Here is a 656-nt window from a genome sequence, read left to right on the forward strand (position 1 = left end):
GGCGAGGCCGAGCCCCGAGCCGCCGGCATCCTGGCGGGCGTCGTCGAGGCGCACGAAGGGCTTGAACACCTCCTCGCGCAGCTCCGGCGGGATGCCCGGGCCGTCGTCGTCGATCGAGACGGCGAGCCAGCGCGCCTCCTTGCGGGCGGCGATCGCGATGGTGTCGCCGTAGCGGGCGGCGTTGGAGGCGAGGTTGAACAGGCAGCGCCGGAAGGCGTCGGGGCGCACCGTCACGGTCGCCTGGCCCTCAAGCGTCACCTCGGAGACGTGGCCGCCCAAGCGCTCGACGTCGGTGCGCACGTCCTCGAGGAGCGCCCGCAGGTCAATGGCCGAGGCCGGCTCGCCGGAATCGCCGCGCGCGAAGGCGAGGTAGGCCTCGAGCATCCGGCTCATCTCGTCGACGTCGCGCCGGAGATCGTCGATCTCCGGCGTCTGCTCGAGGAGCGCCAGGGAGAGCCGGAAGCGGGTGATGATGGTGCGCAGGTCGTGGCTCACCCCGTTGAGCATCGTGGTGCGCTGCTCCATCGCCCGCTCGATGCGCCGCTTCATCTCGATGAAGGCGTGGCCGGCCTTGCGCACCTCGCGGGCGCCGCGGGGGCGGAAATCCAGCTCGCGCCCCTTGCCGAAGCTCTCGGCCACGTCGGCGAGCCGCAGGA

Annotated in this window: 1 protein-coding gene; it reads right to left on the reverse strand. The window is 72.6% G+C overall.

What is annotated here, in order from left to right; all coding sequences use genetic code 11:
• A partial coding sequence (locus VQ02_RS33630; protein ID WP_048448626.1) for an ATP-binding protein occupies window positions 1-656 on the reverse strand: 656 nt, incomplete at both ends.

This window comes from Methylobacterium variabile, from assembly GCF_001043975.1.
Lineage (GTDB): Bacteria > Pseudomonadota > Alphaproteobacteria > Rhizobiales > Beijerinckiaceae > Methylobacterium > Methylobacterium variabile.